This window comes from Schaalia canis, assembly GCF_003858455.1.
In the GTDB taxonomy this organism is placed as follows: Bacteria; Actinomycetota; Actinomycetes; order Actinomycetales; family Actinomycetaceae; genus Pauljensenia; species Pauljensenia canis.
This window is the reverse complement of the sequence record NZ_RQZF01000009.1, coordinates 17135-40708: the sequence shown is the minus strand read 5'-3', so window position 1 is coordinate 40708 and position 23574 is coordinate 17135. Positions and strand designations below refer to the sequence as shown.

Below are 23574 nucleotides of genomic sequence, written 5' to 3'. Positions count from 1 at the left end.
AAGTCAAGAACGAGACGGCGTCACAAAGGGCCGTTGTCGTGCTTCTTGGGGCTGTGAGTGTCTTGGTCCTTACTCTCCAAGAGTCGTAGCGAGTTGATGAGGACTGAACGAGTCGAGGCGGGCGTAATAATCCCATCGAGTTCGCCGGTCTTAATGGATAGGTCAGGAGAAACGCAATCGCGTTCGTAGTCAGCCACCAGAGCCGCGCGCGTCTGCTCAAAACTTCCGTCCTCTTGCGCGGCAGCCAGCTCACGGCGGTGCAGAATCGACACGGCACCCTCAGCGCCCATCACGGCAATCTGCGCATTGGGCCACGAGAAAGCAAGATCAGCGCCAATAGACTTCGACCCCATGACAATGAAGGCACCGCCGTAGGCCTTACGCAGGATCACCGTCACCATCGGCACCGTGGCATTGGCGTAGGCAACAATCAGCTTCGCACCGCGACGAATAATGCCCGCCTGCTCCTGTTCCGTACCAGGGCGATAACCCGGCACATCGACCAGGGTGATGATCGGCAAACCAAAGGCATCACAGAAACGAACAAAACGCGCGCCCTTCTCGGAGGCATCCACATCCAGCGTGCCCGCATCCTCCATCGGCTGATTAGCAACAATACCGACGCTGCGGCCATCAATACACGCAAAGCCAATCACAATACGCGGAGCGAAGAAAGACTGAATCTCCACGAACTCACCGTGATCAACCAAACTCTCAATGACCTCAACAACGTTATACGGCACGCGAGGCTCACAGGGCACCAGATCACCAACGGCTTGAGCGGCAGCCTCGTCCTCAGGAAGAGGCGTGTACTCATAGCGTGGGGCTTCCTGCTCACAATTGGAGGGAAGATAATCCAAAAGAGAACGCACATAATCAATGGCCTCCTGCTCAGAGTCAGCCATATGGTGAGCAACGCCCGACTGGAAATTATGAACAGCAGCGCCACCCAGCTCTTCAAAAGAGACATCCTCACCGGTCGTCGCACGCACCACGTCAGGGCCAGTGACAAACATATGCGAGTTTTCCCGCGTCATGACAATAAAGTCCGTCAACGCAGGCTGGTAGACCGCCCCACCCGCACACGGGCCAAGGATCAGACTGATCTGTGGGATCAAACCCGAGGCCTCACAGGACTTACGGAAAATCCGACCATACTGAGCCAGCGCAACAACGCCCTCTTGGATGCGAGCACCACCAGAATCCTGAATACCGACAATTGGAATACGCATACGGATAGCGGTATCAATAAGGGCAATAATCTTGTCGCCCTCCACGCGCCCCAGCGTGCCGCCCCTGATAGAGAAGTCCTGCGCATAGACCGCAACCATTCGCCCCTGCACAGGGCCATAGCCAGTCAGAACCGCCGACCCCATGTCGCCGGTGCGTACATCACCGCCGATAAACTGGCCAACTTCCGTCCATTGGCCGTCATCAAAGAAAGTCGCCATGCGCTCGCGGGCGGTCATCTTTCCTTTGGGGTGTTGACGTGCGGCGGCGCGTTCTTCAGCTTGGGCGACGACGCTGGCGATTGCCTGCGTGTGTGCGCTTCGGCTGCGATCTGCGGGAGGTGGTGCGCTGGTCATGCGTTCTCTTTCTCGATGCGGACAAGATGGTCACCGGTACTAATGGATGTTCCAGCGGCGACGAAGATTTCTGACACGGTGCCCGCGTGTGGGGCGTGCACGTACTTTTCCATCTTCATTGCTTCCAGGACGGCGATGAGGTCCCCTTCGGCAACCTTCTGGTTTTCGGTGACCGCCATGTGAACGACGATGGCTTGCATGGGGGAGACGATGGTTCCGTCTGAAAGGACTGACTGCGTGGAGGCAGTGGGTGCTGCTGCACTTCGTTCCTGGCGGGCTTGTCGTAGGGGTTGGGCAGGCCGTTGGGTGGCTGCGCCTGTGCCAAAGACGCCTTGGAAAAGGTCGGGCGGGAGGGACAGGGTCATGCGCTTGCCGTCAAGTTCGATGGTGAACTGGCGTTTTGCTGGAGGAAGCGCGCAGGTGTTCTCGGCCGTGTCGGTGGCCTCGTAACTGTGGGAGGGAAGGAAGGCGTTTTCCAACCAGCGGGTGGAGACGGTGAATGCGTCCTCTCCACTGAAAGCGGGGTCGTTGATGATGTCGACGTAGAGGTCGCGAGGGGTGGGGACCCCGTCAAGGCAGAACTCTGCCAGTGCCCGACGTGAGCGTGCCAGGGCTGCTTCACGGGTGGGAGCGGTGACGATGATCTTGGCGATCATGGAGTCAAAACTGGTGTGGACGCTATCGCCAGCAACTAGACCTGAGTCAATACGGATACCTGGGCCGCCGGGCCAGGTAATGTGCGTGACCTTCCCGCCGGAGGGCATGAGGTCAGCGGCGGGGTCTTCGCAGGTGATGCGGAACTCGAAAGAGTGCCCTCGTGGAGGCCGCGCCTCAGAAAGTGGCAGGCCCTGAGCGATGCGCAACTGTTCACTGACGAGGTCCACGCCGGCAACCTCTTCAGAGACGGGGTGCTCTACCTGCAAGCGGGGGTTGACTTCGAGGAACCACAGGGAACCATCGGGTTCGAGGAGGAACTCGCAGGTGCCGACACCGACGTAGCCGACGGCTTCGAAGAGCTGGCGTGACCAGCGTTCAAGTTGAGCGTCGGTTTCAGGAGAGAGGAAGGGCGCGGGTGCTTCTTCGATGAGCTTTTGATTGCGGCGTTGAACGGAGCAGTCGCGGGTGGTGACAACACGGAAGTTGCCGTGGGCGTCGCGCATGCACTGAGTTTCGACGTGGCGGGCAAGCTCAACGAAACGTTCCACGAAGTGCATGGAGAGGGAGGTGTTGCCCTCTGCGTCGGGCGTGGTGTGGCGGGCAATGAACATGTCCGTGTCAGCGTCAGAGCGTAGGACGGTGATTCCTCGTCCGCCTCCACCATCGGAGCGTTTGCAGACTACGGGGTAGCCGTGTTGAGCGATGAAATCGGTGATCTGCGTGGGGTCGGTGATAGGGGTGAAAATGCCGGGCACGGGGTCAACTCCGCAGGAGTGTGCGACGTTGCGTGCGCGGATCTTGTCGCCCAAGGCGTCAATGACACTGCCCGCTGGGCCGATCCATGTGATGTCTTTGCTGGCCAGAGTGTTGGCGAAGTCAGCGTTTTCTGAGAGGAAGCCGTAGCCGGGGTGGAGAGCATCGGCGTGGGTGGCGTCCGCAACTTTAAGGAGGGCGTCGGCATTGAGGTAGGTGCTGGTGGCGTCAGCTCCGCCGAGGGACCATGCTTCGTCGGCGGCGTGCACAAAGGGTGCTTCGGCATCTGCGTCGGCGTAAACGGCGATGGTGGCGATATTGAGTTCGCGGGCCGTGCGGATAATTCGCAGGGCAATTTCGCCACGGTTGGCGACGAGTAGTCGTTGAATCGGACGCATGTAGATGTGTTCTTCCTTCGTTTGTGTCACTCGTGAGGTCAGGAGTCAGATGACGGTCTGGGGTGGTATTCATGGGGGAGGAGGACGTCGCCGGTGGTGATGAGACTGTGGGTGCCGTCTTCGCGCTCAACGATGAGTGCTCCGGAGCGGTCAATGGCAAGCGCGCGCCCGTATTTCATGGGTGATGTCTGCGCTTCGGGAGCGGAAGAGTGTGCGTGGGGGAGGGCCACTTGTTGGCCGAGTGTGACGCAGTGGCGCTGGGCTTCGTCGGCCAGGCCGCTGCTGGTAGGATCCCACTGTGCTGCCTGGAGGGCGCGAAAGCGGGCGTCAATGCCGTTGAGAATTGCGTCAAGGAGTGTGGCGCGTCGAGTCAGGGGAGAATGTTGTGCTTCTTCGTCCCCTTCGAGGCTGAGGGCAGTCGCGTGGGGTGCGGGGCGAGCGTTGGCGTCCATGATGATATTCACGCCGTATCCAATGGCAAGGTAGTGCGACCCGTGGGTTTGTCCAAGGTCTTCGGCGAGGATGCCGCAGATTTTACGTTCACCGTCAATGAGCACGTCATTGGGCCATTTGGTGGTGACAGTGTGGGCGTGTGGGCGGAGTATCGGGGCGAGGGCGTCTCGAATGGCGAGGGCGGTGGCGTGGAGGCACCATGCGGGAGCCTCGTTGGGGAGGGGAGAGGGGAGGCGAAGAAGAGTGGTGGCAGTGAGTGCGCCGTGGCGGGTGGTGATCCATGAGCGTCCGAGGCGACCGCGTCCGGCACTTTGGTGGTCGGCAATGATTGTGGTGAGGTGGGGTGGGGGCGTGGTGGTTGTCAGGAGAGTGCGAGCGTGGGAGTTGGTGGAGTCGATGGTGTCGAGGTGGATGATGGGGTGCTGTCGCGTGATTCCATCAAACTTAGGTTCAAGGTTTGAAACATAAGGCATGGCTGCACCCCTTTCTTTTGTGGCTAGTTAGTAGACGGTGATTGTGTGTGGTGGATGAACTATCGAGTTGTCATCCTGTGAAAGTCGGTTCACAGGTTACTTTCAGGCTTTGCTTCAAAGCGTGAAATATAGGATAATTATATGCCTCTTTGCTTCCAGACGTGCGGGCAATCTCAAGTTGGGCGTGTCACTGTCGGTGCACATCAACAGCCAGGGGTGTCTTAAAAGCCTTGACGTGGCCTAGCATGGTAAGCGACACCATTGACGGGCATCTCAGCGTGAGAATAGGGAAAACTCCCCTCACGCGAGCCCTCAGCAATCACTTCATTGGATGGAGAAACGTGGCAGAGTACATCTACCAGATGATCAAGGCACGAAAGGCGCACGGGGATAAGGTCATCCTCGACGACGTCTCAATGTCTTTCTTCCCTGGCGCAAAGATCGGCATGGTCGGCCCCAACGGTGCCGGTAAATCTTCGATCCTGCGCATCATGGCAGGCCTGGATGAACCCTCCAACGGTGAAGCCCGACTCACCCCGGGCTACACCGTTGGCATCCTCGAACAAGAGCCCAAACTCGATGACGACAAGACCGTTGTTGAAAACGTTCGCATGGGTGCAGGCGAAATCTACGCCAAACTCGAACGCTTCAATGCCATCTCTGAAGAGATGGCCAACCCTGACGCTGACTTCGACGCGCTCATGGAAGAAATGGGCAAACTCCAAATGGAGATTGACGCTGCCAACGCCTGGGACATCGACTCCCAGCTTGAGCAAGCCATGGACGCCCTGCGCTGCCCGCCGCCAGACGCTCCTGTGAAGGTCCTCTCCGGTGGTGAGCGTCGCCGCGTCGCACTGTGCAAGCTCCTCATTGAAGCCCCTGACCTGCTTCTTCTTGACGAGCCCACCAACCACCTTGACGCAGAATCCGTCCAATGGCTCGAAAAGCACCTGTCCACCTACCCGGGTGCCGTCATTGCCGTCACCCACGACCGCTACTTCCTCGATCACGTCGCTGGGTGGATCGCTGAAGTTGACCGCGGTCACCTCTACCCCTACGAAGGTAACTACTCCACCTACCTGGAAACCAAGCAAAAGCGACTCCAGGTTCAAGGGCAAAAGGATGCCAAGCTCGCCAAGCGCCTCAAGGAAGAACTCGAATGGGTACGTTCGAACCCCAAGGGCCGCCAGGCAAAGTCCAAGGCTCGTCTGGAACGCTACGAGGAAATGGCAGCCGAAGCCGAGCGCACCCGCAAACTCGACTTTGAAGAAATCCAGATCCCACCGGGCCCCCGCCTGGGTTCAGTCGTCATCGAAGCCAAGGACCTGGTCAAGGGCTTTGGGGACCGTACCCTCATCGATGGCCTCTCCTTCTCCCTGCCGCGCAATGGCATCGTTGGCGTCATCGGCCCCAACGGCGTGGGTAAGACCACCCTGTTCAAGACTATCGTTGGCCTAGAGCCTCTCGATGGAGGCGAACTGACAGTCGGTGAAACCGTCAAAATCTCCTACGTTGACCAGAACCGCGCAGGCATCGACCCCAACAAGTCCCTGTGGGAGGTCGTCTCTGACGGGCTCGACTTCCTCCAAGTCGGCAACGTTGAAATGCCCTCCCGTGCCTACGTTTCGGCCTTCGGCTTCAAGGGCGCCGACCAGCAAAAACCTGCCGGCGTCCTCTCCGGTGGTGAACGCAACCGCCTGAACCTTGCCCTCACCCTCAAGCAGGGCGGCAACCTGCTGCTCCTGGACGAACCCACCAACGACCTCGACGTTGAAACCCTAGGTTCCCTGGAAAATGCCCTGCTTCAATTCCCCGGCTGCGCCGTGGTCGTCACCCACGACCGCTGGTTCCTTGACCGCGTTGCCACCCACATTCTCGCGTGGGAAGGCGACGAGGAAAACCCCGCACGCTGGTACTGGTACGAAGGCAACTTCGAGTCCTACGAGAAGAACAAGATCGAGCGACTGGGCCTGGAGGCAGCAACGCCTCACCGCGTGACCCACCGCAAGCTCACCCGCGACTGAACGCGCTGAGGACGATCCTCACCGTCGTCTCCTCGCATGAATCACCCGTGGGGGCCGCAGCATCAGACTGCAGCCCCCACGGGTGTTCTCGTCATCAGTACGCTCGTCTACCCACCAGCCAGATCCTGATTTGCCCGTCCGATACATCCTGTGACGAAGGCAATAGCCAAAGAGGCAAACCTCCTACCAATGGGCGCCGAACACCCAGCGACAAGCAGCTAGGCCAGGCACTCGCCGTGCCGAGACCGAGAAGGACTCTTTCATGACCACAATGCAGCCGCAGCCCGAAAAGCCCCAAGACGAGCAGCACAGCTCACCCCGCGTGAAGCGACACCGTAAAGTCATTGCTCTCGGCGCGGGCGCACTCGTCCTTTTTGGGATCGCCATGGCAGTGTTCCAACCGTGGTTGATCTTCGTCAACACAGAAATCAATGACGAAATCCCCACCGCACTCGCCCCACAAAGCACCCCAGCACCAGTCGCACAGGCCCCGCAAAGCTCAGCAGTTGCCCCAGCCGCACAGCCTCAAAGCTCTCAGGGGACTTCATCAACCGAAGGCGCTCCTACAGCCCCAACTGCTCCTACACCAGCTCCAGAGCCGCAGGCTCCAACAGGTCCCGCTCTCATTGCGCAGGGGGCACTCATCTCTCACGAGCACGACACCAGCGGCACAGTCAGCGTATTCCGACTCCCTGACGGCACGCACCAACTCGCCCTTGAAGGACTCGAAACAACCACCGGCCCCGACGTGCACGTCTGGCTCTCCCAAGCTCCCGTCATTGAGGGCTTCGACGGCTGGTTTACCGCCGCAAATTACGATCACCTTGATCTTGGAGAACTCAAAGGAAACCGCGGTAACCAGGTTTACACCATTCCTGCCGATGCCAACGTTTCTGACTGGAGCTCCATCACGCTCTGGTGCGAGGCCTTCTCCGTTTCCTTCGGCGCGGCAGAATTGCGTCCTGTCAACTAGGCCAGCGTCAACTAAGCCAGCACGTCAGTGCTCAGGCAGTGGCTGAGGGTTCGTCCGGCACAGCACCAAAACCCCACTGGCCAGAACCCTGTTTGCCGTCCCGAGGAACACGCAACATACCCTGCTGGCTAGCCTCAGCCACCAGCACACCGTCCTCGGTGAAAACCCGCATATGTGACAGCATGCGCCCGTTATTCACGGACAGGCAGATTGCGTCGTAGAGCAACCAATCATTGATATCGACATCACGGTGGAACCACATAGCGTGATCCAATGACGCCGCAGACATCCCTGGCGTCATCCAGGAATTGCCCGTGACGCGCATTGCCGGCTCAAACATCACCTGGTCAATGACATAGGCCAATAATGCGCGGTGAACGTACTGGTGAACACCCTCGCCAATAGGGAAGCGGGGTCGCATCCAGAGCTGTTGAATATTCCCACCTTCGGGATCGGCGCTCGTGTAAAGCTCCTTTTGGACATGCCGCACATCAAAGGCTGCCGTTTTACCTAAGAACCTGCCGACAGGGTGATCCATCATACGGAAGATCTCCAGTGCCGAGCGTAACTCAGAAGCATGCGGGACCTTTGGCATCGGCAAGGCGGTGTCATACCCATCTTCAGGCCCCTGGAAAGAACAGGTCATCGAGAGGATCTCGCGTTCGTCCTGAGTGCAGGTCACGCGACGGCTTGAAAAAGACCGACCATTACGGAGGCGCTCAACCTGCAGTTCGAAGGTCGAGGAAGGATCGCCGCCGCGTAAGAAGTAGGCGTGGAAGGAATGAGGAAGGCGCTCAGTGTCCTCCAATGACGCACAAGCTGCAAGAAGGGATTGGGCAAGCACTTGACCGCCGTAGACGCGTCTGACCTGCGGCAAAGAGTGAGCTTCAAAGCGATCGTGACCGGTTTCAGTAAGTTCAAGAATGCGCAGCACGGAGGCCACTGGTTCGTGGGAGCCTTGAGGAATAGCAATCGGAGCGGTCATAGCACCATTCTTTAACGAAACGAGGTGATAAGCGAGACTGTGGACATTGCTTGATATCACACAGCGGATTATTATGTGATCCGAGTCGCAAAATAAGGATTGTGGATTAGACAATGGAGAAAGAAATCGCGCAAGCCCTCGTTGATGGGCTGGGTGGCGCATCGAATATTGCCGAGATTGAATCGTGCATGGTTCGTATTCGAGTTGAGGTGCACAACCCTCTGAAAGTCAACGATGACGCCCTTCGCGTTGGCCCTGTCATCGCCCTCGTTCGAGTCGATGAGGTCATTCAAATTGTCGCAGGCGAAGCGTCAGAAGAACTTGCCGCGCACATGCTTCAGCTCTGCAAAGCACAGGAAGAGAATCTGAGCTCGGTGACGGCACCCCGTCACGCATCATAAAATCATCTCTAGCTGAATAAACATCTCAACACTGAGGAGAAGGTGTGAACACGAACGCGCCTGCCGTTGACGATCTGGGGCTGCTCCAGCACCTCGCAGACCGAAATGGTGTAGCCACCACTTTCTGGGACTGGTACGGCAATCAATGCAATGTTGGATCGCGTTCACTCCTTGCAGTGCTTGAAGCCCTGGGAGTGCCTGTCACAGCAGACGCCACCATTAAAGACGTCCATGATGCCCTGACCTGGACCGAGGATCAATTCTGGCTGCAGACCCTACCCGACTGTACGGTCGTGCGTGAAGGCTCTTCCAAGGAAATCCACGTTCACGTTCCCCACGGCTCGTGGGTGCACGTCGACTACTCCCTTGAAGAAGGCGGAAAGGGAGAACTCCACCAGCTTGACCGTTGGGTTGAGCCCCGCGTCGTCAACGACGTTCTTACCGGCCGCGCAACCTTCGAGGTTCCCGCACACCTCCCTCTGGGCTGGCATACCCTCACCGCGACTGTTGAAGGTGGCGCTGTCTACTCTGCTCCACTCATTGTCGTTCCGAACCGAGTGAGCCCGGCCGTCCTCCACCAGGGGCGTCACTGGGGTGTAGCCGCCCAGATGTACTCGGCGCGTTCGGCCTCGTCCTGGGGTATGGGTGACGCGGAAGACCTCGCAAACTTGGCTGCGGTATGTGCGCAAAAGGGTGCCGACTTCCTGCTGATCAACCCTGTGCACGCTGCCGCAACAGTTGCGCCACTAGAGAACTCCCCCTACCTTCCGGTGACTCGCCGGTGGGTGAACCCTATCTACGCTCGCCCCGAAGCGATTACTGAATACGTCCATGCGCCTGAAAGCGTGCGTCGCGCTATTGAGGCCCTCCGCGAAAGCGCCGTGGCTGAGGACGCTGCACCGATTGAGCGTGACCGCACCTGGGCGGCTAAGAGCAAAGCTCTTGAATTGGTTTTCGCTTTGCCGCGCAGCTACCACCGTCAGGCAGCTTTTGACGCTTTTATTGCCCAGGGCGGCCAGGATTTGGCCAACTTCGCCCTGTGGTGCGCGCTGGTGGAAAAGGAAGGCGGACTGCTTCTTCCTGAGGAATACGCCAATGCTGACATGGATGCCATCGGTGCTGTACGCGAGGCTCTTGCAGACCGTGTCGAGTTTTGGCAATGGTGCCAGTGGGTTACGCGTGAGCAGCTCGTCAAAGCTCACGAGGTCGCTCGTTCTGTCGGCATGAAAATGGGCATCATGGCTGACCTGGCTGTTGGCGTGCACGCCAATGGTTCTGAGATTTGGTCCGAGCCAGGAGTGTTCGCTCCGGGCATGCAAGTTGGCGCTCCGCCGGATATGTACTCTCAGCAGGGCCAGAATTGGTCGCAGCCACCGTGGTCGCCGCGTGCCCTGGCGCGTACCGGTTACCGTCCGCTGCGCGATATGTTGCGCGCAGTCCTATCTCACTCCGGCGCGATTCGTATTGACCATATCCTGGGCCTGTTCCGCTTGTGGTGGATCCCCGCAGGGCGTCCGGCCTCGGAAGGCACCTACGTCTACTTCGATCACGAGGCGATGGTTGGTGTTGTGCTGCTCGAAGCACAGCGCGCCGGTGCTGTCGTCATCGGTGAGGACCTGGGCACTGTGGAACCGTGGGTGCGCGATTACTTGGCAGACCGCGGTATCCTGGGCACTTCCGTTGTGTGGTTCGAGAAGGAAGATTCTGGCTGGCCGCTGCACGCTGACCAGTACCGTTGGGGAGCACTGTCAACGGTGAATACCCACGACCTGCCCCCTACGGCAGGCTACATTGCTGGCGTGCAAACGGAACTGCGTAACAAGCTTGGCCTGCTTGTAGAGGATATTGAATCCGTGCGCGCCGCTGATCGTCGCGAGCTGGAGCAGATGATGGTTCGCCTGCGCGAATATGGTTTCCTTGAAGCGCAAACCCCCACGGTTGACGAGGTCGTTGTCGCTTTGCATCGTTACGCTGCTGCGACCCCCTCTGCTTTGGTGGGCGTATCCCTGGTGGATGTCGTGGGCGATGTGCGCCCACAGAATCTGCCGGGTACTTCAACGGAATACCCGAACTGGTGTGTGCCACTGTGTGATGGGAACGGCAAGGAAGTGTATATCGAGGATTTGGCGACGAATGCCCGTGCGGCTGCCATCTTCGAGGCAGTGGATTCCGCCGTTCGTTGACACAACACGGCGTGAATGGCACGTCATGTGAATGATGTGCTTGTAGTCGTGTCATAGCGATTGACGTGGTACGGGTGTGGCCCAGACGCTGAGCGTCTGGGCCACACTTTTGTCGTATAACCCCACTTTTGTGCCCAGGTGAGAACTATTTCCCGCGTGACTGCACGAATCTACTTCCCGCGTGACTGCGCGAATCTACTTCCCGTGAACTAGCAGGCATGGGGGCTGGGCTTTTGGCATGAGAAGTGCGGGAGTCGGGTGAGAGTTATCCACAGATTTTTCATTTGGCTGTGGTGTGGGTGTGTGGGGCGGTAGCGTTGGGGCATGATGTTGTTGAATGCCTCAAGGAAAAGTGTTGGTGTGCTGCTTGCCTGTGCGGTGGTGAGCGTGTCGCTTACTGCGTGTGGTTCTGCTGGTTCAGAGCAGGGGATGTCTGCGTCGCTTCCTGTGGAAGATGGCGTGCAGTCGCAGGCGGGGTCGCCTGATGATGTGGTGGCGATGTCTGGTATTTATGAGGTGACGCGTGAGGGGAAGCTGTTGAGGTATGCGTCGTTGCCTCCGGCGGAGAAACCTGAGCTGACTGAGCTGGCCAGGGTGCATGATAATAACGGGGCTGAGGAGTTTGCTCGCTACTTCATCCGTGTTATGGAGTACACCTGGAATAGTGGAGACTCTTCCCTGTTGAGGGAGATTTCCCTGCCGTCATGTACGTGGTGCGAACACATGGCATCAACCGCCGATGAAGATACGGCTAACAAAGGGTGGATTGAAGGTTTGAGAGCCGATGTAAAGGAAGTCGAGCCCTCCTTCGAAATCCCCGACCATCCTGGCCTTTGGCATGTTGTCGTTCATGTTGAGACTGGTGAACACAAGTATTACGACGGAACAAGGCTGCACAAGATGCCTGAAGAGGATGCCAGGTTCCAAATCCAACTTCGTTTTGATGACGGCATCTGGCATGTCAGCGAAGCTGTTGGGGAAGAGAAACAGAGATGAGGAAACTGACGACTGCTCTTCCTGTTTTGATTCTTGTCTGTTTGGGACTATTTTCTTCCCAAATGGCGTGGGCTGACGAGTCTCCTCCACCCGACCGAAGGAAATTCACCGCACAGACAAGTGCCCCCAATATGGTCGACGTAAGTGGCGTGTATTTGCTCCATCAGAACGGGGAAGAAACCTTACCTTCTCCTGGGTCTTCGCAAGCGTTTTTGGGGCGGTCTGCGCCTCCGCCGTCTGCGGATTTGGGGTGTGTGGGTCAGTTGAGTGCGGGTGGGTGGAGTGGGTCGGATTTGTGTCCGTATCGGTTTGCTGATGATGAGCCTGCTGAGGAGATTCCAACTGTTGATTTGTTGTACCACGCGCTTGCCCACACGCAGGTGAGCAGTGCTGGGCTGAAGGTGGAGCCGTGGAGTCGGACCTATGTGGGGGTGCCAACCCTGGTGCACGCGGCTACTCCTGTGAAGCAGGAGGTGGTGCGGGTGTTTGACCATGATGTGGTGGTCGATTTTGAGGCAACCTCGTTTAAGTATGACTTTGGGGATGGGACAGATCCGTTGGTGACGACGGATCCTTCTGAAGGGTTTCCAGTGATGACGCTTAATCATGTGTACCTGGAACCCAGGGAACAGGTAAGTGTGGTGTTGGAGACGACGTGGAAGGCCAGGGTGGTTCATCCTGTGACGGGGGAGAGCCTGACGGTGCCATCAGCCTTGGTGACGGTCGAGGCGTCTGCACCTCTTGAGGTCCGTAAAGCCAAGGGGTATTTGACCGATACCGCTGAAGAACTCATGGGCCGATAGAGCGCCCAGTGTGTTGGTGTCAGTGAAGGGGCACAGCAGCCCCGCCGGTGGCGCCCCTAGCGTCGAAACTCTGCCTCGTTGACGAGATACAGCCACGTTGCCCGGAGTTTCGTCGATAACGCAGAGCCTCGACGAAAGCGCTGGGAGCCTTCTGACTTACGACAACGGAACTAAAGCGTGCCGTGACCTTTTGTCTCAATGCACCTTATGGCGCTGGGAGCCTTCTGACAAGGTAGCGCACACACTTATCATCGCGGTGGACACTGAGTCTCAATGCACCTTATGGCGCTGGGAGCCTTCTGACTCGATTCCCTCACCATCCGCTAGGCACTCGTTTATTGCTGGTCTCAATGCACCTTATGGCGCTGGGAGCCTTCTGACTCACCAGAGACTTCCCACATCACGCCGTTCACTCGGTCTCAATGCACCTTATGGCGCTGGGAGCCTTCTGACGGGGTGTACCCCTCCCCCACCCCACCCTCGCTCCCCGTCTCAATGCACCTTATGGCGCTGGGAGCCTTCTGACCGGAAACATTGTTGATTATGAGCACAGCGAATTGAGGTCTCAATGCACCTTATGGCGCTGGGAGCCTTCTGACGAGCCATACCCGGATGGTCGAGGTGGTCGATATGTGTCTCAATGCACCTTATGGCGCTGGGAGCCTTCTGACCAACCGCTACCAGCTTCCACCGCCTGACGTCATCATCGGGTCTCAATGCACCTTATGGCGCTGGGAGCCTTCTGACGTTCTGGACTTTTTCGGGCGTGAGCGCTCCGCTCAACCCGTCTCAATGCACCTTATGGCGCTGGGAGCCTTCTGACGGAGTACAACGCCGCCATCGAAGAACAGCAAAACGCGTCTCAATGCACCTTATGGCGCTGGGAGCCTTCTGACCCCCTACCGAAAAACACCCCTTCTGACCTGCGGCTTTACAAGCGTTTCCGCCACCGACCAAAAACAGTGCTTTTCACCAGGCTCTGATAGGCCCAATTTAACCATAAAACCCCAGGTCAGAGCCACCCCGCCACCGACGGCGGTTTTCACTTGTTCTCCGCCGACTTTGAACGAGGTTATGCGGAAAAGTCGCCCTCGGCCCGCCTTCGCCGTACTGAAAATTACAGAAAAATGGTCTGATGATTGGAGGGGATGAGGGTCGGGAAATCCCTATAGGTGTCAGATGCAAGCCTGGAAGGGGCTGCTGGCGGCTTCGGGTTGCACCGGATGCGCCTGGTTGCATGAGAACACCCGGGCCCGGCGTAACACAAGCGACCAGGGGATACAGGTGCAACCACAGAGCACCAGTGCAGCCAGAAACCATCCGTGCAAGCAAAAGAAGACGGTGCTGCAACCTTATGCCAAGTATCGCGCCGGGACAGGCTGGCATGGCCCCATTCTGGCATTGCGGGTGCACACCTGAAACAGTGGTTTGCGCGGAACCAGCCAAGGTCAGTCAAACAGTCCCTACGCGAAACGGACTTGTGAGGAAAAGAGATTAACCCCCGCTGACTGTCAGGATCGCGTCCGAGTTCGTGACTTGAGCATCGTAGTCAGCAACAACATCAATGCTTCGTGTCTTTGAATCGAGGATGATGACAGGCACGGTTACTGCCAGGCCCGCGTCAAGTGCTACTTGTGGAGTCCAGTGCAGTAATGGGTCGCCTGCCCGCACGCTGTCACCCTCACGTCGAATTGCCTCGAAACCAGCGCCGTCAAGGTTAATGGTGTTGATACCCATGTGAACAAGCACAGGCACACCACTTCGAGACACGACAACAAAAGCGTGTCCCATCATTTTGGCGACGGTGCCGTCAACGGGTGAGTAGACGTGTTGACGCTCATGTGTCGCCGGCATGATGGCAACGCCGGGGCCAACGATCTCATGGGCAAAGACGGGATCATCAACGACCTCAAGAGGATAGAGACGGCCGGTGAGAGGAGCATGAACAGTGAGTGTCATGGAGCAAGTTCCTGGATTTGTGAGGCGAGGTCATCAGCGTAAGGCCCGACAACGACTTGAGCAGTGGAGCCAACAACAATGACATCGTGAGCACCTGCGCTCTTCATCGCGTCAGAATCAATCACGGCGGGGTCTTTGAGTTCTACGCGAAGGCGGGTAATGCAGGCGTCAAGACGCGAAATATTTGACCACCCTCCTAGGGCGTGAAGAATCTGCTCCGCTGCAGACATGGGGACCTCCTTTGACCCGAGACAAGCTAAGGGTTTCGCATGCCGATGCCCTCCAAGCCTACACCGGGGTAGTCCTGTGTGTGCAGGGCCTGAGGCGTTTCGAGGCTTCCTCGTAACAGACAAAAGGGTGAGAACGAACCTCGCCTGCTTTCATCTCTTGTGGAAAGCAAGATGAATAGCGTTGGGGGTGGTGATCCTACAGATCACCACCCCCAAATGGACGCCGCTATCGCGGTGCTACGGCCACTGGCCCCTCACCGACGCTTTACGGCTACCGGCCCATGTCATCGACGTTTGCGGAGGGCACTTAGCGCCGCGCCGCCGAGGAAGAGAGCCAGGAAGGTTCCGAGTGTGCCCTCGGCACCTGTTGCAGCCAACTTGGACTTCGGCAGGTTCTTGCCATTGCCGTAGTGGCCCTTGGCAGAATTATCAGGGTTTGCCGAATGGCTGGTATCGCCGCCCACGCCGGATCCTCCGGGCTTCGGACCACCGCCGTTGCCAGCGCCACCATTGCCAGTACCACCATTCCCAGCGCCGGAGTTACCCGGGTTCGGGGTGGGGTTATTACCGCCAGGATTGGGCACAGATGGGTTGGTAGGGGGAACAACGGGCGGGGGAGTGTTACCACCAGGATTCGGGGTGCCCTGACCAGAGTTACCGCCCGAGTTTCCACCCGAGTTCCCAGCACCGCTGTCATTACCAGTACCGCCCTGGTTGCCAGCGTTGCCTTGGTCGCCTGAGCCGCCACCTTGGTTACCCGTGTCGCCGCCTTGGTTTCCTGCGTCTCCGCCGGTGTTCCCGTTGCCGCCAGAGTTACCACCATCACCTGGATTATTCGGTGAAGGCTTCTCACCAGCGATGACCACCTCATGCATGAGCTGCGCGGTGGAACGGTCAGGGTAGGTGAAGAGCACGCGGATGACCGCATGATCGCCCACCTGGGCGTCAGCAGGAGTGACAACCTGAATGTCACCTACGCGAGCCAGGTTGAGATCTTCCAGCGGAAGAATCCGCAGAGAAGCGCCCGTGCCACCGGGCACGGATGCGGCGTCAATGCTGCGTTCAGTGACGGTCACCGTCCACCCCTGAGGGATAACCGAGGTATCCATCAACGAGGCAGTCACGCCGGCAGGAAGATCCAGGCTCGTCTGGGCAATGCGCAGGGTGGCACCAGGGGTCGTGCCGGTGATGGCCTCGGCGTAGGCGGGGGCCTTTTCTTCGGCTACTGCTGGGCGAACCGTCATCTCAACACGAATGACCTCTTCTGAGCCGTCCTGGTAGGTGACGCGCACACCGAAGGTAACGGGAGCTGCCTCGACGGAAGCCTTCGGTGACAGCGTAAGCGCACCGGTGGCAGGATCAATGCTGACCCAGTCAGGTGCAGCAGGCAGCTGCGTTGAGGCATCAGCATCAGCCAGAGCGTAGGCAATGCCGGCGGGCAGCGCCTCGCCACTTGCCGAGGTATTCGTCGGCCCTGCAACAGTGGTGACCGTCGGCAGGCCGCGGGTGACCTCAATCGGGGTGTAAGCAGGCTCGTACAGCTCTGCCTGAGGCGTCGGGCGAGCCGCCACTGTGACCTCGACGGACGCGGCATCTTCAGTGCCATCTGCGTAGGCAACAATCACGCTCAGCGAGACAACGCCCGCCTCAACATCCGTGCCAGGAGCCAGAGTGATGGCACCATCTGCACGAAGGGTTGCCCACGCGGGCCAAGCATCACCCGCGCGGAATTGAGTGCCTTCCGGCAAAGTTCCTTCGGCAGCAGTGGGAGCCGCAAGGTCAGCGCTTTGCCCTTGGGTGACAGAAGCAGCCGTGTAGGTTGGCGTGTACTTATCGGCACTGTTCAGCACCACGCTCACCGGTACGAGAACAGACGAGTGTGAACCATCTGTGAAGGTCACACGCACGCGCACCTCATAATCGCCAGCCTCCACCGACGCATTCGGATGAGCGCTAAGAACGCCGGTTGCGGCGTCAACGCTCAGCCATGCGCGCACGGCCTCGGGGGTCGAATCAGCGAGGGCGAAGGTGGTGCCTGCAGGCAGAACGCTGCCTCCAGGAGCAATATCGGTGGGTGCAGTGCCTACGGTCGCAGCAGAAAGGCCGCGCACAACCGTCAGCGCCTGATATCCGGGAACGTGAGTGACATTCAGGGGCTGAGCTGTCACGGTCACCGTTGCCGTCACCTGATCGGTGGAGGTATCGGGGTAGGTGACGGTAACGGGCAGAGTGTGTTCACCGAGGGTCACATCAACGCTGGGCGAGAGAACGATCTGTCCGGCATCGTTGAGTTGTGCCCATGCGGGCCACGCCGTTCCAGCAGCGAAAGACGTCCCATCGGGCAGTGTTCCTTCTGGCGCTTGGGGCGCGGGAACGCTCTCTTGCCCACCCTGCTGCACGGAAACAGCGGTGTAGGCCGGAGTGAATCCTTCGGCATGCGATGCCTTCACCGTCACCTTGGCGGGCACGCTCTCACTGCTGCCATCGGAGTAGGTCGCAGTGACGTACACCGTGTGTTCACCCAGGGCAACATCCGCACCAGGGGTGAGGGTCAGCGCGCCGGTATCGGCGTTGATTGCCACCCAACGGGCTTGGTCGGCGGCCACCTCAGCGGTGGGCGTGTTCGGTGTCGAGGGCGTCGTTCCCGAGCTTGCTGCCGGGGTCAGAGTGAAGCGGGTCTTCTCTGGCAGAGCAGAGCCTGCAGGATCGGCGTCAACGGGAGCCGCACCGACAATTGGAGTGGCAAGACCACGCACGGCGGTCATATCCGCATAGGTTGCGGTGTGACGATCAGCTAGACGCGCGGGCAGGCCATCAAGGACGGCCACGGTACGTGCCGGAATGGTGATCGTGCCGCTTGCCTCATCCCAGGTCGTGGTCTTGACAACCGGGTCTACGCCCTCGCGCTGAATAGCTGACAGTGCGAAGCGGCGTCCCTCGAAACCATCAATCTTATGGGTGATGGCAGTGGGGGAGGGGTTGAACACGGCCATAATCGCATCGCGCTCAGGGTCGATGTCAGTGCCAGTTCGGTCATCGATATGCATGACAATCAGGCCAGCCGGGGCATTGGGGCCAGAGGCAGGGAAGGTCACGCGTTCATTGATGAGCTCCGCTGAACCCAGTCGCATGAGTGGCGAGGCATAACGCAGGCGAACAAGGTCCAGAGCCATCGCCTTGGAGGCAGCCAGATCAGCGGGGGAGGCCTTCAGCGCAGGATCACGCAGCAGCGGAGCCTGGTAGTCCCACGTGCTTTGGTTCTTCTCCGCTGGAGGCAGACCCACACCGAAGTTATGGGTCTGACCCGTCCAGTCAATGGCATTGAAGTGATCGCCCGAATTGTAGGAATCACGGTCCAGAGACTTCGACCTCATGAGGTCTGTTCCTGCATGCCAGAAGGCAGGGCTCTGGCCGAGGGCGACGGTAGCGAGCTGCACCGTGTTCATGCGCACGCGGTCAGCCATGGTCAGGTTTTGCGGCATGCGCATCACGGTGATGTCGTAAAGCGTCTGATTGTCGTGAGCGTCCACGTAGTTGACTGAATCAGCGGGGTCGTCAGCGTAGCCAGCCGAGCTTGACCCATAGCGCAGGTCAGCGCCGGTCTTCCAGTTGCCGTCAGAGGCGAGGAATCGGAAGGACTTGAGATTGCCAGCCAGGCCCACCCGGATCAGGTCAGTCTGGTAGCGCAGCTTACCCTGGTCGAATCCCTCGTTATTCCCATCGCGGGTTTCCATAGCCTGGCCAGTGCCCCAGCCCTGGCCGGTCAGGCCATCACCGTGGACGCCGTCACGCAGGCGGTCGTTGAAGGTACCGATCTGAGTACCACCAAGCTGGCCTTGGGTTGCCTGGTCGAAGCGAGCATTATTGGCGACCTCACCAAAGTTCCAGCCTTCGCCGTACATGTGGATGGTGGAGCCATCAATCCCATCAGCTTCAAGGGTGAGTTGACGTAAACGGGATTGGATAGTGGTGAGGTTCGAAGCGCTGTGGTGTCCCATCAGATCGAAACGGAAACCAGAGACCTTGTAGTCGCGCGCCCAGGTCAGGATCGAGTCGATCATGAGCTGTTCGCCCATTTGGTGTTCGGTCGCGAGGTTCTCACAGCAGGTGGAGTTTTCGACCACGCCCTGCCAGTTGAGGCGGTGGTAGTAGCCGGGCACGATCCTGTCGAGAACCGACTTTTCCCCCTGGCCGGACTGGGCGGTGTGGTTGAACACCTGGTCAGCGATGACACGCATCTTCAAGCCGGCGAGGGCGGCAACCATCTCGCGGTATTCCTTGACGCGTCCAGCCGCTGATGGGTCGGATGCGTAAGAGCCTTCAGGTGCGAAGTAGTGGTAGGGGTCGTAGCCCCAATTGAAGCCGTCGGTCGCTGCCGCAGCAGCAACCGCTGCCTGCTGTTCAGCGTGGTCAGGGCCCGCCGCGGGAACCACGGGGTTGGTTTGCTGCGAGCGCGGTTCGGGGATGGTGGCAATGTCGTAGGTGGGCAGAAGGTGAATGGCGTTCACGCCCGCTGCGCCAACCTCCGCCAGGTGTTTCATGCCCGCAGAGTCGCTTTGCGTGAAGGCCTTGTAGGTGCCGCGCAGGTTCTCAGGCACGGTGGTGTCGTTGATGGAGAAGTCACGAACATGCAGTTCGTAGATCATCTGGTCAACGGCGCGGGCAATGGTGGGAATAGTCATGGAGGTCCACGAGGCTGGCGCCAGGGCGGGGTCCTTCATATCGAGTAGCACCGAGTGAGTGGAGGCCACTGCCAAGCCGACAGAGTAGGGGTCAGTGACGCTATTGGTTTCAATCTGACCGGTGCTGGGCACGTAGACCTGAACCTCAAACTTGTAGGCCTTGTTCTTCCAGTCGGCTTGACCGGTGACAGTCCAGATACCAGTGTCCGGGTTAAGGGTCATCGGGTGGAGTGTGCCCTCACCCTCAGCCGCTTCAGTCTCCCACAGGCGAGCGTGAACAGAGGTAGCGGTCGGCGCCCACAGGTTCAGGGTAGGCGTCGCTGTGTCGGTACCGGCGTTTTCCCATTTCACGCCAAGGTCGGCTGCTCGTGCCGCAGTAGCGTAGAGGGCATCAAGTGCGCCGGGAATCTGCACGCCGGTCAGGGATACCGGAATACCCTTGGCCTCAACAGCGACGTGCAATGCGCCCTTGAGGAGGTCCTTTGCTCGTGCCTGCTGGTCGGCGGGTAGAGCATAGGTGGAGTACCCGAAGAGGTGCCGGAAGTTCTTCAACTGTTCAGCGTTCGGTGCTGCCCCTACGCGTTCCAGGGTGATTGTCTCCACGTCACCGATAGTGCTCACCGCCTGGTTGCCAACAATCGACACGCGACCATTGGGAGCCGCCAGGAGTTTGACCGTCGCCTCTCCAGGGAAATTGCCCTTAAAGAGCGAGGCCGGCAGGGCGATGGTGCGTGCGTCGATCCACTGGGCTTCAGCGTTGGTGGATTCGATAGATGCCAAATCCTTGGTGGTCAGCGTCAGGTTGTGGGTGCTCAGCGTGTAGGTGAAGGTGGCACGCTGTCCTGCGGGAATGTGGAAGCGGTAGTTTCCACCGCGATTGTCCTCAGGCCCGTAGGATTCGTCCCAGCCGAGTTTGTGAGCAGCCTTGACCTCGATCTGTCGACCGGCCAGGGCGTCGGTGGTGAAGGTAAAGGTGTCAGCGTCGGTGCGTTCCATGAGGGTGGCAAGGCACGCCGGATCCCAGTTGCCTCCTGCACCGCCGGTGCAACCCATTGCCTGGGTGAAATCGCCCGGCAGGGTGATGGGGTCGTGCTCAGCGGTGTTGAAGAAGTAGTGGGTAACGGGGTTGTAGTAGAAGGTGATGGGATCACCTGTGCTGATGAAGGCGATATCGGAGCCGTCGGGAGCGACGGTCAGTGTGCCCTGTTCGTTGGCGTTCTTGCCGTAGTTTTCTGCCCAGCTTCCACCAACAGCAATCTTGTACTTGTGTTCGCCTGCCGGGATGGTGAAGGTGCCGGAGTACCAGGGGGAGTTGGCGTCCTTGGTAAGGGCGATCTTTTCGCAGCTGGGATCCCAGTTCCCGTCTGCGCCCTTGGTGCATCCCAGTGCCTTATTGAAGGTGCCGGGGATGGTGACCAGCGTGGAGGCGTCGGGTCCGGCTGAGGGCCCTCCGACGAGGTCAACGCCGACGACGCCCCACCCTGACGAGGCCTGGGAGTTCCCGGCAGCATCCGTGGTAATGGCGCGGTATTCAACGACAGTACCCGCAGGCAGGGCGGAAACATCATGGTAGACGCGGGCGTTCTGACCAGTGTCGACGCCCAGAGGCATCCAATCGGTCTGCCCAGCCAGGCGGTAGGAGAAAGAGGTTTCTGACCATTGGTTGCCTGAAACGGTTGTGCCAATGGGTGCTCGACCGGAGAGCTTGTGTCCGGCTACGGTGAGCTCGCCGGTGACTTCACCTGATGCGACAGTCGTGTTCGCCTTGTAGACCACAGCACCATAGGCGGGAACTGTCACGTTCACAGCACCTGATGCGTCGGAAGTGAGGGGTGTGCTCGCCCCGTAAAGCGGCTCAAAAGTGGCGTTTGCTGTCAGGGTCCTTGGCTGGTGGGTGACGGGAGCACCGGAGTTGTTCAGTGCGATGAAGTATTCGATCTTCTCGTCACGGTCGACGCGGGAGAAGGCATACAAGCCGGGCCCGCTGGTTGCCCAGCGTTCGATTTGCCCACCGGTGCTGAGCGCCTTGTGGGCGGAACGTAGCTTGGCCAGCTGCGCGATATGGCCATAGAGGGGAGCGTTTTCGTCAAAGCGATCCTGGGAGCCAAGGGTTTGGCCGTCAAGGAGCTTCTGGTTGGCAAAGTGAGAGGTTCGCGTGGCGAACATGTCCTGACGGGCTTCCTTATCGGTGCCATCGCCTTCACCGACGAAACCTTGCTCGTCTCCGTAGTAGACGACGGGTTGACCTCGCGTGAGGTACATGAGGGAGTGCGCCAGCTTCGAGCGCTCCACACCTGAGCCGGGGACGTTGACCAGGTAGCCCACTCGGCCCATGTCGTGATTACCCAAGAAAGTGGGCATGAGGCCAGCGTTCGAGGTGGGGGTGGTGTAGATGTCGTCGGCTGCGAACAGCTCGCTCAGGGTTTCGGTGCTGTCCCCTTTGGCGAATTTGACGGCGCGGTTTTGGAACATGAAGTCCAAAATGCCGTTCATCGAGGTGTCGCGCGTGTAGGGGGCAAGGTCGGCGGCCTCAAAGTTGTAGACCTCACCGAAGGTGAAGAACTCGTTTTTACCGGCGGCCGTGGCATGGTCAGCGATCTTCTTCGTCCACTGATCCCAGAAGACATTATCGACATGCTTGACGGTGTCGATGCGGAATCCGTCCAGGCCAAAGTCAATCCACGCCTTGTAAATGTCGGCCATGCCATTGATGACCTTTGGGTGTTCGGTCATGAGGTCGTCAAGTCCGATGAAGTCACCCAGTGTGGTGGATTCACCCGTCCAGGTAGAGTCGCCGCGATTGTGGTAGAGCGTGACGTCATTGAGCCACTCAGGTTTCATGACGTCGTTGCCGACAGGGCGGTAGGGCGTGTAGGGGAAGGACGTGTTAGCGCTCAGAGGCGGGAAGGTGTCTTTTCCTGCTACCTCTGCGAGGTTGAAGGGGATTCCAGCCGATGTTTTGTACGGGTGGGTGGCGGTGTCGCGGTAGACCTTCCCGTCACCTTCACGGTATTTAATGAGGTCTGCGGTGTGGTTGACAACGATGTCGAAGTAGACCTTCATACCCTTTGCGTGCGCAGCGGTGATGAGTTCTTTCAGGTCATCGTTGCTGCCCAGGTGAGGGTCGATGGAGGTGAAGTCGGTGATCCAGTACCCGTGGTAGCCCGCAGAGGGGTTTTCACCGTTGGCGTCGGTGAGGACGGGCATATTGGTGAAAGAGGGGGTGAGCCAGATGGCGGTGGTGCCCAGGTTCTTGATGTAATCGAGTTTTTGAGTCAGGCCCTTGATGTCGCCACCGTGGTAGAAGGCTTTGTCTGTGGGGTCAAAGCCGGTGACAAGTCGGTCTGTCGAGGCCGATGCGCCGTGGTCATTAGCGGTGTCGCCATTGGCAAAGCGGTCGGTGAGGACGAAGTAGAACTGCTGGCCCGCCCCTGGGTGCGTGGCAGGTTCTTGGATCAGTGCAGCGTCTGTGGCGGGATCGTAGGCACCGGGGAGCTGGGGGAGGCGGATGCCAATGTTCTTCGAGCTGTAGTCGAAGGTGAAGGCAACTTGGGTGGGGCCTTGAAGAATGAGGGGAACGTTATTGTCGGGGAGGCCGTCTTTGCCGTAAGCCTCGTTCCACGCCCCATCCATGGCGACTTTAAACTTCCATGAACCTGCTGGAACTGTCGTAACAAATTCGTAGAGGTTTGGGTCATCGGAGGATTGAGTCATCCGAGTGTTCGCACATGCAGGATCCCAGTCGCTCCCGCAGGAGAGTTCGCTCTGAAAATCTCCCACCAGGGTTGCAGGGCGCCCCGGAGCGGCGTTTGCTGCTGGTGGATTGAGAAGGGGAATCCCAGAGAAAACAGCGCTTGCCAGCGCAAATGTGGTGAGAGTGGCGGTAATTCTGCGCCTCATCAACGTTGATGACATGTATTCCATCCTGATGTCGGAGAAGAAAACTATGAAAAGTCACTGTAAGAATACATGCAAGGCAATGAAAAACGGAACCCTGTCCGGTCAGATCACACCGGAC

Annotated in this window: 13 protein-coding genes and 1 CRISPR repeat array; of the genes, 6 read left to right on the top strand and 7 right to left on the bottom strand. The window is 58.9% G+C overall.

The window, feature by feature from the left end:
• Window positions 1–20: 20 nt before the first annotated feature.
• Genes EII11_RS08065 through EII11_RS08055 form a run of 3 tightly spaced genes read right to left on the bottom strand, consistent with a single transcriptional unit; the run spans window position 21 to window position 4320 of the window.
• Window positions 21–1586, bottom strand: a complete 1566-nt coding sequence (locus tag EII11_RS08065) for an acyl-CoA carboxylase subunit beta (RefSeq protein WP_124871292.1) — start codon at window positions 1584–1586, stop codon at window positions 21–23.
• The gene (locus EII11_RS08060) at window positions 1583–3394 is read right to left on the bottom strand and encodes an ATP-binding protein (RefSeq protein WP_124871521.1); all 1812 of its coding nucleotides are present in this window, start codon (window positions 3392–3394) and stop codon (window positions 1583–1585) included. The genes EII11_RS08065 and EII11_RS08060 overlap by 4 nt, the downstream gene beginning before the upstream one ends.
• A 38-nt stretch (window positions 3395–3432) precedes the next feature.
• Entirely contained in the window at window positions 3433–4320 is an 888-nt protein-coding gene (locus tag EII11_RS08055) for a biotin--[acetyl-CoA-carboxylase] ligase (RefSeq protein ID WP_124871289.1), read from the bottom strand.
• Between the two features lie 341 nt (window positions 4321–4661).
• Here EII11_RS08055 and ettA point away from each other — a divergent pair, with 341 nt between their 5' ends.
• Together ettA and EII11_RS08045 are read left to right on the top strand one after the other, a co-directional pair.
• A complete protein-coding gene (ettA, locus tag EII11_RS08050) occupies window positions 4662–6344 on the top strand; it encodes an energy-dependent translational throttle protein EttA (RefSeq protein WP_124871286.1) in 1683 nt (560 codons plus the stop codon).
• 262 nt (window positions 6345–6606) lie between these two features.
• Window positions 6607–7317 (top strand): DM13 domain-containing protein, encoded by a 711-nt coding sequence (locus EII11_RS08045; protein WP_205649272.1) that lies wholly within the window; start codon window positions 6607–6609, stop codon window positions 7315–7317.
• Between the two features lie 31 nt (window positions 7318–7348).
• On the opposite strand, the gene EII11_RS08040 is transcribed toward EII11_RS08045, so the two are convergent.
• Entirely contained in the window at window positions 7349–8302 is a 954-nt protein-coding gene (locus EII11_RS08040) for an acyl-CoA thioesterase (RefSeq protein ID WP_124871283.1), read from the bottom strand.
• Window positions 8303–8415: 113 nt separating this feature from the next.
• On the opposite strand from EII11_RS08040, the gene EII11_RS08035 reads away from it, so the two are divergent.
• From EII11_RS08035 to EII11_RS08020, 4 genes are all read left to right on the top strand, one after another.
• Window positions 8416–8703 carry a PTS sugar transporter subunit IIB gene (locus tag EII11_RS08035; RefSeq protein ID WP_124871280.1) on the top strand — a complete coding sequence of 96 codons (288 nt, stop codon included), beginning with the start codon at window positions 8416–8418 and terminating at the stop codon, window positions 8701–8703.
• 44 nt (window positions 8704–8747) lie between these two features.
• A complete protein-coding gene (malQ, locus tag EII11_RS08030) occupies window positions 8748–10886 on the top strand; it encodes a 4-alpha-glucanotransferase (protein WP_124871277.1) in 2139 nt (712 codons plus the stop codon).
• Between the two features lie 324 nt (window positions 10887–11210).
• Window positions 11211–11882 carry a DUF6318 family protein gene (locus EII11_RS08025; protein WP_165867121.1) on the top strand — a complete coding sequence of 224 codons (672 nt, stop codon included), beginning with the start codon at window positions 11211–11213 and terminating at the stop codon, window positions 11880–11882.
• 293 nt (window positions 11883–12175) lie between these two features.
• Complete coding sequence (locus EII11_RS08020; protein ID WP_165867120.1) at window positions 12176–12685, top strand: hypothetical protein; 510 nt, start codon at window positions 12176–12178, stop codon at window positions 12683–12685.
• A gap of 192 nt (window positions 12686–12877) precedes the next feature.
• A CRISPR array of direct repeats spans window positions 12878–13581; the repeat unit is 37 nt; unit sequence GTCTCAATGCACCTTATGGCGCTGGGAGCCTTCTGAC.
• 598 nt (window positions 13582–14179) lie between these two features.
• Here the strand turns inward: EII11_RS08020 and EII11_RS08015 are convergent.
• The 3 genes from EII11_RS08015 to pulA all read right to left on the bottom strand — a co-directional run bounded on the left by EII11_RS08015 (window position 14180) and on the right by pulA (window position 23471).
• Window positions 14180–14644 carry a PTS sugar transporter subunit IIA gene (locus tag EII11_RS08015; protein WP_124871268.1) on the bottom strand — a complete coding sequence of 155 codons (465 nt, stop codon included), beginning with the start codon at window positions 14642–14644 and terminating at the stop codon, window positions 14180–14182.
• A complete protein-coding gene (locus EII11_RS08010) occupies window positions 14641–14874 on the bottom strand; it encodes a PTS sugar transporter subunit IIB (RefSeq protein WP_124871265.1) in 234 nt (77 codons plus the stop codon). Before EII11_RS08010 ends, EII11_RS08015 begins: the two co-directional genes overlap by 4 nt.
• 284 nt (window positions 14875–15158) lie before the next feature.
• Window positions 15159–23471 (bottom strand): pullulanase-type alpha-1,6-glucosidase, encoded by an 8313-nt coding sequence (gene pulA / locus EII11_RS10540; RefSeq protein ID WP_165867119.1) that lies wholly within the window; start codon window positions 23469–23471, stop codon window positions 15159–15161.
• Window positions 23472–23574: the final 103 nt, after the last annotated feature.

What these genes read in the sequence shown, in the direction of transcription:
- EII11_RS08065 (WP_124871292.1), bottom strand. Translation starts at nt 1,586, where the DNA reads ATGACCAGCGCACCACCTCCCGCAGATCGCAGCCGAAGCGCACACACG.
- EII11_RS08060 (WP_124871521.1), bottom strand. Translation starts at nt 3,394, where the DNA reads ATGCGTCCGATTCAACGACTACTCGTCGCCAACCGTGGCGAAATTGCC.
- EII11_RS08055 (WP_124871289.1), bottom strand. Translation starts at nt 4,320, where the DNA reads ATGCCTTATGTTTCAAACCTTGAACCTAAGTTTGATGGAATCACGCGA.
- EII11_RS08045 (WP_205649272.1), top strand. Translation starts at nt 6,607, where the DNA reads ATGACCACAATGCAGCCGCAGCCCGAAAAGCCCCAAGACGAGCAGCAC.
- EII11_RS08040 (WP_124871283.1), bottom strand. Translation starts at nt 8,302, where the DNA reads ATGACCGCTCCGATTGCTATTCCTCAAGGCTCCCACGAACCAGTGGCC.
- EII11_RS08035 (WP_124871280.1), top strand. Translation starts at nt 8,416, where the DNA reads ATGGAGAAAGAAATCGCGCAAGCCCTCGTTGATGGGCTGGGTGGCGCA.
- EII11_RS08025 (WP_165867121.1), top strand. Translation starts at nt 11,211, where the DNA reads ATGATGTTGTTGAATGCCTCAAGGAAAAGTGTTGGTGTGCTGCTTGCC.
- EII11_RS08015 (WP_124871268.1), bottom strand. Translation starts at nt 14,644, where the DNA reads ATGACACTCACTGTTCATGCTCCTCTCACCGGCCGTCTCTATCCTCTT.
- EII11_RS08010 (WP_124871265.1), bottom strand. Translation starts at nt 14,874, where the DNA reads ATGTCTGCAGCGGAGCAGATTCTTCACGCCCTAGGAGGGTGGTCAAAT.
- pulA (WP_165867119.1), bottom strand. Translation starts at nt 23,471, where the DNA reads ATGTCATCAACGTTGATGAGGCGCAGAATTACCGCCACTCTCACCACA.